Raw genomic sequence first — 9,288 nt, 5'->3', positions numbered from 1 at the left:
CGCGGTGGGGGCCGTGGCGGACGGCGACGACGGTGTGCCGGGCACCCCGGGCGTTCCCGGCGGCGCGGTCGGGGCGCCCGGATCCGGGTCGGCGGGGTGGGGGCGGGCCGGGGCCCGGGGCAGCGCCGGCACGACCCGCAGCCGCTCGCCGACCCGGATGAGGTCCGGGTCGGAGCCCGGCCCGAACCGCCGCGGGTCGAGGGCGGTGATCGCCCGGTAGTCGGGCAGGTCGAACAGCCGGCGGTAGTAGTCGAGGCTGTCGCCCGGGCGGACCTCCACCCGCCCGTCGCGGAACTCCCCGTCCGGGATCGCCAGCGCGGTGCCGGGCCGGATCCGACCGTCCCGGCCGCCGAAGGCGGCGGCGGGCAGCCCCAGCAACCGGCGCAGCCCGGAGTAGGTGTCGCCGCGCTGGGTCACGACCACCCGGTGAGCGGGGGCGGGCGAACCCACCGCGGCGGGCGCGACCACCACCGCGGCCGGCGGGGACCGCCCCGGCGGGTCGGCGCGGGCGTCCTTCCCGGTCGCGATGAGGGCGATCACCGCGACCGCGGTCACGACGCCGCTCACGATCAGCAGCCGCCACCACGACCGGGCCGGCACCCGGTCCGCGACGGCGGCCGGCCGCTGGGGCGCGGGGGCCCGCCGCTCGGCCGCGGTTGCGCGTCCGAGCCCCGCCGGGAGCCCGGCGAACGCCCGGTCGACCCGGGCCCGCAGCCGCCGGGTCCAGTCCACCGGATCGGGCACGCCGTCCAGGGCGTGGACGGCGGCGGCACGACCAGGCCGCACCTCGGAACGCGACGCCGCGCCTCGGGCCTGCCGCAGGAACACGTGCGCGGCGCGCACGGCCGTCAGCCGGGCCCTCGCGAGGGCGACGGAGTCGCGCTCGTCGTGGCGCTGGCGCCGCGGGGCCGCCGCGAGCAGCGGTGAGCGCAGCGCGGCCGCGACCTGGTCCAGCGCCCTGGCCACCCCGCCGAGCTCAGCCGGGGCGGCGCCGCGTAGGACGCGGTCGCGATCGTCGTCGATCCGGTCGAGCAGGTCCTCGACCCGGTCGTGCACGTCCTCCAGCCGCCGGACCGCGCCCGTCCGCACGACCACGGCCAGCACCCCGAGGGCCGCGCCCACCAGCACCACGGGCCTGGCCGCGGCCGCGACGCCGTCGAGCAGCCACTGCGGGAGCGACGGGTCGGCGAGGACGACCGGCGCCGCGAGCGCACGGGGAGGCGCGCGCCCCGGTGGGGCCGGGCCGTCCCCCTCCTCGCGCGGCGGCGCGGGGTCCGCCGGCGGGCCCCGGTACCGCAGCGCCCGGTACGCGGCGGCGAAGGGCCACCCCAGCTGCACCGCCACGCCCAGCGCGCCCGTGACCACCTCGGGCAGCGGCAGCCGCCCGGTCAGCGCCATCCACAGCGGGACGAGCAGGTTGGCCGTGGCGATCGCCAGCAGGGGGAGGCGGTGGGTCAGCCGCGTCCGCACGACCAGGGCCACGACCGGCAGCAGCGCCCCCACCCCCGCGAGCAGCGACGCCACCGGGGGCAGGTGGCCGGCCAACAGCGCCACCACCAGCAGCGGCGCGCCGCCCACGAGCAGTTGGAAGGCCGTCGGCACGAACGAGGGCTCCGGGGCCTGCTCCGGTGCTGTCGTCATGGGCGGCGCGGACGCGTCGGCGACGGGCGGACCGGCCCTCTCCAGGCGGAACCGCTCCCCGCCGACGACGACCTCGTCCCCGACCGCCACCGGCAGCACCGCCGCGGCCGGCCGCCCTGCCACCCGGGCCGGCGCGCCCACCGCCCCGGCGACGAGGTGCCAGCCGGACGCGCGGTGTTCGAGCACCCCGAGCCCGTCCCCGGCCGTGCGGACGGCGCCGCGGGGGTGCGAGCCGATGACGGTCGAGTCGTGCGCCAGCCGGTGCCGTGCGCCGTCCTCGACCCGGACCAGGTCCACGTCCGCCGCGGGCGCCGTCCGGGCCGCCGCCTCGGCCCGGCCCCGCCCCAGCAGCACGAGCTGCTCCCCGGCCGGCTCCCCCGGGCCGGCCAGCAGCAGCAGCGACGACCCGCGGACGGCGGCGACCACATCGGCGGGCCCGATCCGCAGCACCTCGGCCAGCTCCGCGACCGTGGCGGCGCCCAGCGGGCGGGCGACCAGCTCGGCGGCGATCAGGTGCGCCGGTCGCGGCGCGGGCACGGTCGGCGCGGCCCGCTGCGGTTCCGCGACCCACCTGAGCAGGCCCCACGCGGCGAGCCCGATCAGCAGCCAGCGCCCCGCCGCCTGCACCGCGATCGGCGCGCCCAGCAGCTCCGCGATCGTCGGTGCGGCGAGCGCCGTGCTGAGCAGCACCGATGGCCCGAGCAGCCCCAGCGCGCTGCGCGGCGCGACCGCGGCCGGCGCGACCGGGGACGGCGGGGTGGCCGGGTACCCGAGGACGGCGAGCACGTCCAGCACTTCGCGGGCGTGCTCGTCGTGCCCGGTCCGGGTCCCGTCCGGCGCGGCGTCCAGGTGCAGGCCGCGTTCGTGGGCCAGCACCAGCTCCCAGCCACCGGACGCGCTGAGCTCGGGCAGGCGCTCGGCCCACACGGTGATCACCGCGACGGAGCCGTCGCGCCAGCTGACCGCCAGGACGCGATCGACCAGCGCCGACGCCTCGGCCGCCGGCATCCCGCCGGCCCGCAGCTCCCGCGCCGCCGACGCCGCCGTCGGCGTGAACAGGACCTCGTCGGCCTCCGGCGGGCCGCGCCCCTGCGGGGAGCCCACCGCCACGCCACCGGCCGCCCGCAACCGGACCAGGGCGTCGTGCAGCGCCTGCCGGTGTTCGGTGGAGAGCGGACTGGTCGACAGCGCTCCCACCGCGCCCTCCGGCCGCCACTCCCACAGCAGGTCCGTCGTCACCGTGAAGGGCAGCCGCACCGCCCGGTACCCCTGCAGGCCGTCGGCGTAGAACTCGTGGACCCCGACGGACGGCGCGGCCGGCAGCCGCACCGTCCGGCTGCTCCGGGTGAGGTCGCTGCGCTCGATGCCCAGCTGGCGGTAGCTCTCGCCGACCGACAGCACCGGTAGGCCGACCCTCGCGGCCCACCGGCCGAGGTAGTCCCGGAAGGCGGGACCGAAGTCGACGAGCTGCAGGTCGGTCTGGACGCGCTTGCCGAGCAGCAGCAGCCCCGCGTCGGTCCGCGCCACCGCGATCCGGGCGAGCCGCGCGCCGCGCGTGCCGTCGGGCAACGCCTGCCACGCGTAGAGCACCACCACCGCCGGGTGCAGCACGTACTGCTGGGCGTGCTGGCGCATCACCCCGTACACGCAGTCCAGGCACGACGAGCCGAGGTCGGGGTAGCCGAGTTCGAGGATCTCCAGCGGGTCGCGGGACACGCCGATCAGCACGTCCAGGTCGCCGCGTGGACCGGGCACCCGGCGCGGCAGGTCGACGGGGACGTGCGCCCGGGCGATGGTCGGCATCCGCCCGTCCCGCCCCCTGAGCAGCGCCTTCCACGCGCGCTCGAAGGCCCTCCTGCCGGGGACGCCGCCCTTCACGGCCGCGTACACGGCGATCAGCCGGGAGAAGACCGCACCGCTGTGGCGGTGGTGGCCGACGAGCACGGTCATCGCGTCCGACCCGGCCGCCATGGGCTGACCGGCCAGGCCCACGCGGTCGAACCAGGCCCGGTCGGTGGCGGCCCGGACGCGCGCCGCCGCGGCGTCGACCTCGGCCGTCACGGCCTTGCCGAAGCCCGTCCCGGCGACGGTGCCCGCCAGATCCGCGGCGATCGCGCGCACCTCGGCGGGGACCACCCGGCCGTCCAGCTGGAAGGCCCGCACGATCTCCCGGACCAGGCCCGCCCACGCCCCGACGAAGCCGGGGCGTTCGGAGCGCCAGCCCTCCGCCGGCATCGCGGCGATCACCTCGGCGACCGCCGGGCGCACGTCCTCGGTCTGCCAGGAGATGTGGTAGCGGACCAGTGCGTCCAGGTACGGGTAGGACCGCGCGCGGTGCGGCAGCAACGTCATCCAGGACGGCGCACCGGTCGCCGCCACCGCCAGCACGAGGGCGAGCTGCTCGCGGCGCGCGGCCTGCCGCCACGCTCCCCGCAGCCAACGGGGTGAGCCGAGCGCCCGGTCGAGCCACTCGGGCCGCTGCCGCAACCAGTCCCAGTCGGCTTCCTGATCCAGCGGCACGTCCAGCTGTTCGAGCAGCACGCGCAGCGCCGTCGACCGCAACCGCGAAGGACGCCGGGGCGGTTCGGCGGCGAGCGCACCGAGCTCGCCGAAGACCGCGCGCCAGTAGCGGGGGACGGACAGGCCGGCCGACCGCGCGTCGGCGATCCGGCCGATGACCGCCGTCTCCCGCAGCGCGGACACCTTCGCCGCCACCGAATCGGGAAGGCCCGCCGGGACGGCGACGCCCCAGCCGGGGAGCTTGCCCAGCAGGTCGAGCGCGTGGGCGACCTCGTCGAGCCGCGTCTCCGGCAACCGGTGCCGCTCGCCGGTCGACAGCTCGCCCATCAGGGCATCACGCACCGCCTCGACCGGGGACCAGACCTGCTCCAGCACCTCCCGGAGGCGCTCGGGCGCGCCGTCGCGCAGCGCGCCTGCGACCTGCGCGGCCAGGTGGTCGAGCGCGACCGGGGGCCCGTCGGGCGCCGGGAGGGCGGTGGGGTCGGTTAGCCAGGCCGGCGGGGCGGCGGCGAACAGCAAGTGGTCGGCGGGCAGCTCGGGGGTCGGCCGGACCGACAGCTCGGCGATCTCGACGAGCAGCATCCGGCGCAGGTCGCTGCGCGCGAAGTCGCCATCGGGCAGCGCGTCGAGGCGAACCAGGAGGCCGCGCAGGTCGTCGAGCAGGCCCGGCGTCGACCGCGGCCACGACGCCGCCCGCTCGAGGGCCCGCTGCGCGTCGCGCAGGAACTCGCCGTCGACCCGCGCCCGCCGCGCCCAGTCGACGAGCTCCGCGCGCCGGTCCGCCGGCACCAGCCGACCCGCCGGACCGGCCAGCGCCTCGTCCAGCAGCGCGGTGTCGGAGACGATCTCCCACACCTCGCGGCGGAGCCCGACGGCCTGGCCGAGGCCCAGGCTCCTCCACACCAGCCAGCGGTCGACGTCCGCGGTGTCCGGGCCGAACTGCTCCGGCTGCAGCAGCAGCCGCGCGACCCGCTCCGCGTGCCGGCCCTGCTCGGCCGCGATGCGCAGCAGCACGTCCGCGGCGGCGGTCGTGTGCGCCGCGTCGTCGTGCACGGCGTCCGGGTCGAGGTGGAAGCGGCGCTCGTGGTCGAGCACGTCGGCCCAGGCCCGGGCGCCCAGCAGGTCGTCGACCCGCCCGACCGGCACCGCGATCACGTGCACGTCGCCGTGGCGGACGCCGAAGGCGACCATCCGGGCCAGGAGGTCCTCGGCCCGCACCGGGTCGATGCCCGCCGCGCTCGCCAGCGCCGGGACGTCGACCTCCAGCAGCCGCTCGTGCGGCCGCAGGCCCAGCTCGGGCGGCCCGCGGGCCGACACCGGGTCGCCCGCCCAGCGCGCCGCGGAGCCCTCGGCCAGCACAGCCAGCGCCCGACCGACCAGATCGACCTCGTCCGGGGTGTACAGCACGGCCAGCGGTCCGCCGGTCGGTGACCCACTTCCGGCACCGGACGCCCCGTGGCCCGGAACGCGTCGGCCGGAACCGGGCTGCCGGCGCCGCTGCTGCCGGAGCATGTCGACCACCACGGCGGTGATCTCCGGACCGCCCTGGCTGTGCACCGACGTCACGCCGGCCTCGTCGAGCAGCCCGCCGGTGAGCAGGCCCACCAGCTCGCCGCGGGAGTTGACCACGGCACCACCGGAGGCACCGCCGTACGACCAGCCCAGGAAGCCGAGGTCCTTCAGGTCGGGCCGGTCGTTCTCGCCGAACGCCCGGAACGGGGCGACCGGCCCACCGACGACGGTCAGGTACTGGGTGGTGTCGGTGGCACCGGGGTAGGCGACGGTGAACACGGGTTCGCCCAGCGCGGGGCGCGTCCGGGCGACCGGCAGCGACGGCAGCGGCCCGCGGTCGTGGACGAGGGTGAGCCGCAGCGCAGCGAGGTCGACCCGGTCCGCACCGGAGTAGCTCAGCGGCCCGGACAACGCGCCCGGTCCGTGCACCCGCTCGATCCGGCGCTGCACCGCGTCGGCGTCGGGCATGTCCAGCACCCGCGTGCCGACCGTGCGCCCGTCCCACATCTCGGCCACGATCGCCTCGCCCCGCCTGCGGGCCCCGTCGACGACGTGCCCGGCGGTCAGCACCGTGCCCGAGGGGTCGACCAGCACCCCGCTGCCCAGGCTCCGACCACCGGCCAGCCGCAGCCGTACGACCGCCCGCGCCACGCGCTCGACCAGGTCGCCGGCCGTCTGTGGGCCCGCCCCGACAGCACCCGCGGCCGCCGCGGCGTAGGCGGCGGTCACCCGCTGCGACTGCACCAGCCACGCCCCCAGCTCGGTGCGCACCACCAGCAGGGCGACCGTCGTCTTCGAACCGGCCAGCAGCTCGTAGGACACGAGGTACTGCTCCAGCGCTCCCGCCCGGGCGTAGGGCAGCTCCGGGCGGTTCCGCCACGCCCGCACGATCTGCCACGGATCCGCCGACGTCCCGAGGGCCCTGGGGGCGCTGAGCCCGTCGGTGGGCAGGTCCCGGGAGAACGTCAACGCGCGCAACTCGTCGAGCAGCGACATCACCGGGTCGCGCGCCACTCCGATCAGCAGCTCGTCACCGCGCGCGTCGGGCAGTGCGAGCACCTCGCCGCGACCCGCCACCGCGCCGCGGGAAACGAACCCCCGGTCGGTGAACTCCGCGGCCAGCTCCCGCCGCTCGGCCTCCTCCGCGCGGACCACGGCCGGGTCCGGCGCCGGCAGGTAGTCGATCACCACGGGCGCGCTGCCCCGCACCCCGCCCAGCAGCACGACCGCGGCCACCCCGGCCGCCCACCGCCGCGCGGTCCGGCCGACGCGCCACCCGGTCGGTTGCCCGGTTCCGGCGCCCTGCGCGGAGTCCGCCGCCGCGGACCCGGACCGCGGCCTGAGCACGATCGCCAGCAAACCGGTCACGAACACCGAGCTCGCCGCGAGCGCGATCCACACCTCGTCGCCGATGCGCACCCCGCCGGAGGCGCCGACCGCGACGGCGCCGACCGGCGCAGCGTGCGCGCTCCCGCCGAGCCGCAACTGACCCGCCACCCACCCGCGCGTCACACCGGTGGGCGGCGCGGGGCCCGCCGCCACGAACTGCTCGGCCAACCGGTCGGCGTCGCGGTCGTGCCGGTCGCCGGTGTGCTCGGTGCCGGCCAGGTGGAAGTCGCGCTCGTGCACGAGCAGCTGCCGCCACCAGTGCGCGGGCAGCCGTCCCGCCGCGATCAGCGCCCCGATCCCGGCCAGGACGTCGTCGAAGACCAGCACGACACCTCGGGGCTGGTAGCCGAACGCCAGCACGCCCTCGGCGCCCGCCGGGCGCAGCGCGGCCGGTACGACCCGCACCCGCACACCGGGCGGTCCCCTGGGCAGGTGCGGGTTCCGCCACCGCCGCAGGGGCGCTGACGCCTGGTACAGCGTCTCCGCCCGCGTCTGCATCGCCGTGCGGGCGGTGGCGGCGTCGTGCGTCGCCACCAGGCCCCCACCGCCACCGCCGGTGGCGTGCGCGTCGCCACCCAGCCCCAGCACCGCCAGCACGCCCACGGCCACCGCGAGCCCGATCCGGACCGACCGGTGCGCGCCGACCCACGCGGCCACGGCCCGCAGCCGGGAGGGGAAGCCGGTCAACCAACGCGGGTCGACGGTGGTCGCCGCGGCGAACGTCAGCACCCCGCCCAGCGCCACCAATGCGGAGACGAGGTCCCAGCCGCCCGACGCCCACGAGGTCGTGGCCGCGAAGGACCCGAGCACCTGCATGACGGCCTTCACCAGGCCGCCCGCCGTCTTGGTCGCCTGCTTCTCGGACGCGGCCAGCCGATCGGTCTGCTTGATCACCACGTTGAGCCCGAGCAGCTTGCCGGTGGAGGTCACCTCCAGCATGTAGAGCCCGACGACGGCGCCGATCGCCGGGTTCAGCCCGAGGTGCTGGGTCAGGGCGACGACCAGGCCACCGGCGGCCATCAGCGCGGCGGCGGAGACCACGAACTCGCGCGGGCGCGTCTGCAGCAGCCCGGCCCCGCGACCCAGGTCGCCGCGCACGAACAGCCCGGCCAGCAGGACCCCGCCCCCGACGAACGCCCACCCGGCGGTGATGGTCAGCCAACCCGGGGCGCCGACCGTGGCGAAGAAGAACCGCCACACCGAGTCGATCGCGCCCAGGGTGAACGCGTAGGTGCCGTAGACCGCGGCCACGGCCAGCGCGAACCGGTTGTGCAGGACCGTGCTGAACGGCCGGATGAACAGCTGGGCAAGCGACGGCGCCGCCGCTCGGTCGAACCGCTCGGCCGGGGTCACCAGGAACGCGGCGACCGCCAGCGCGACGGTGACGGCCGCCGCCACGCCGAGGGCCAGGTGCAACGAGATCGGCTCCAACAGCTCCGAGATCGTGAGCATCGCCGAGAGCGTGGTGACCACGCCGAGGATCGACAGGCCGATGACGCCGTCGCTCAGCCGCGGCTTCTCGCCGTGCGCGCGGCGCAGCTCGGTGGTCCGCCCGATCGACTCCTGCAGGTTGGCCAGCACGTAGAAGTTGCCGCTACCGGCCACCCCGGCCAGCGCCGCGGCCAGGTAGTAGCCCGGCACCCAGTCGCCGGCCACCCCGAACAGCCCGAGCGCGGCCGCGGTGCCGACCAGCGAGGTCACGGTGAGCAGCCGGGCGGACAGCTTGTCCCACAGCGGGCCCACCGCGAGCATGCCCACGACCTGGCCGAACAGCGCGCCGGTGAGCAGCACCCCGTCGGGCACGAGCTCGGCGACGTGGTGCGCTCCCCCGAACAGCGCCATCGAGTACATGCCGAACAGCAGCTGGCCGGTCGCGGCGAAGGTGATCGGCACGTACAGCCGCCGGTGCGACGGGGAGATCCCCCCGCGCCAGTCGGCCTTCCACCCGGCCTTCGCCGCGGTCGCGACGTGCACGTCCAGCGCCGCCAGCAACCCGGCACCGTGGGCGAGCAACTCCGCGCGGTGCGGCGAGGTCGCCCCGACCCGGCCCAGCCGCTGCACCACCCGGTGCAGCCGCTTGACCAGCGCGTCGCGGCGCGGCAACTGCTCGGCGGTCCACCGGTCCGCGGGCAGCCCGGCGATCCGCGCCTCGCGCTCGGCGACCGCGGCGGCCAGTTCCTGCGCGGTCGCCGGCGGCCCCCGAGCCGGGGGCGCCGTCGCCGCGCC

1 protein-coding gene is annotated in these 9,288 nt (G+C 77.6%); it reads right to left on the bottom strand.

Annotated elements, in window-relative coordinates; translation table 11 throughout:
- The coding region (locus KIK08_RS34520; protein WP_214407524.1) for a S1 family peptidase at positions 1-9,288 on the bottom strand (9,288 nt) is incomplete at both ends.

This window comes from Pseudonocardia lacus (genome assembly GCF_018531445.1).
GTDB classification, from domain to species: domain Bacteria; phylum Actinomycetota; class Actinomycetes; order Mycobacteriales; family Pseudonocardiaceae; genus Pseudonocardia; species Pseudonocardia lacus.
Note: the sequence above shows the minus strand (reverse complement) of the source record. Positions and strands in the feature narration are given on the sequence as shown.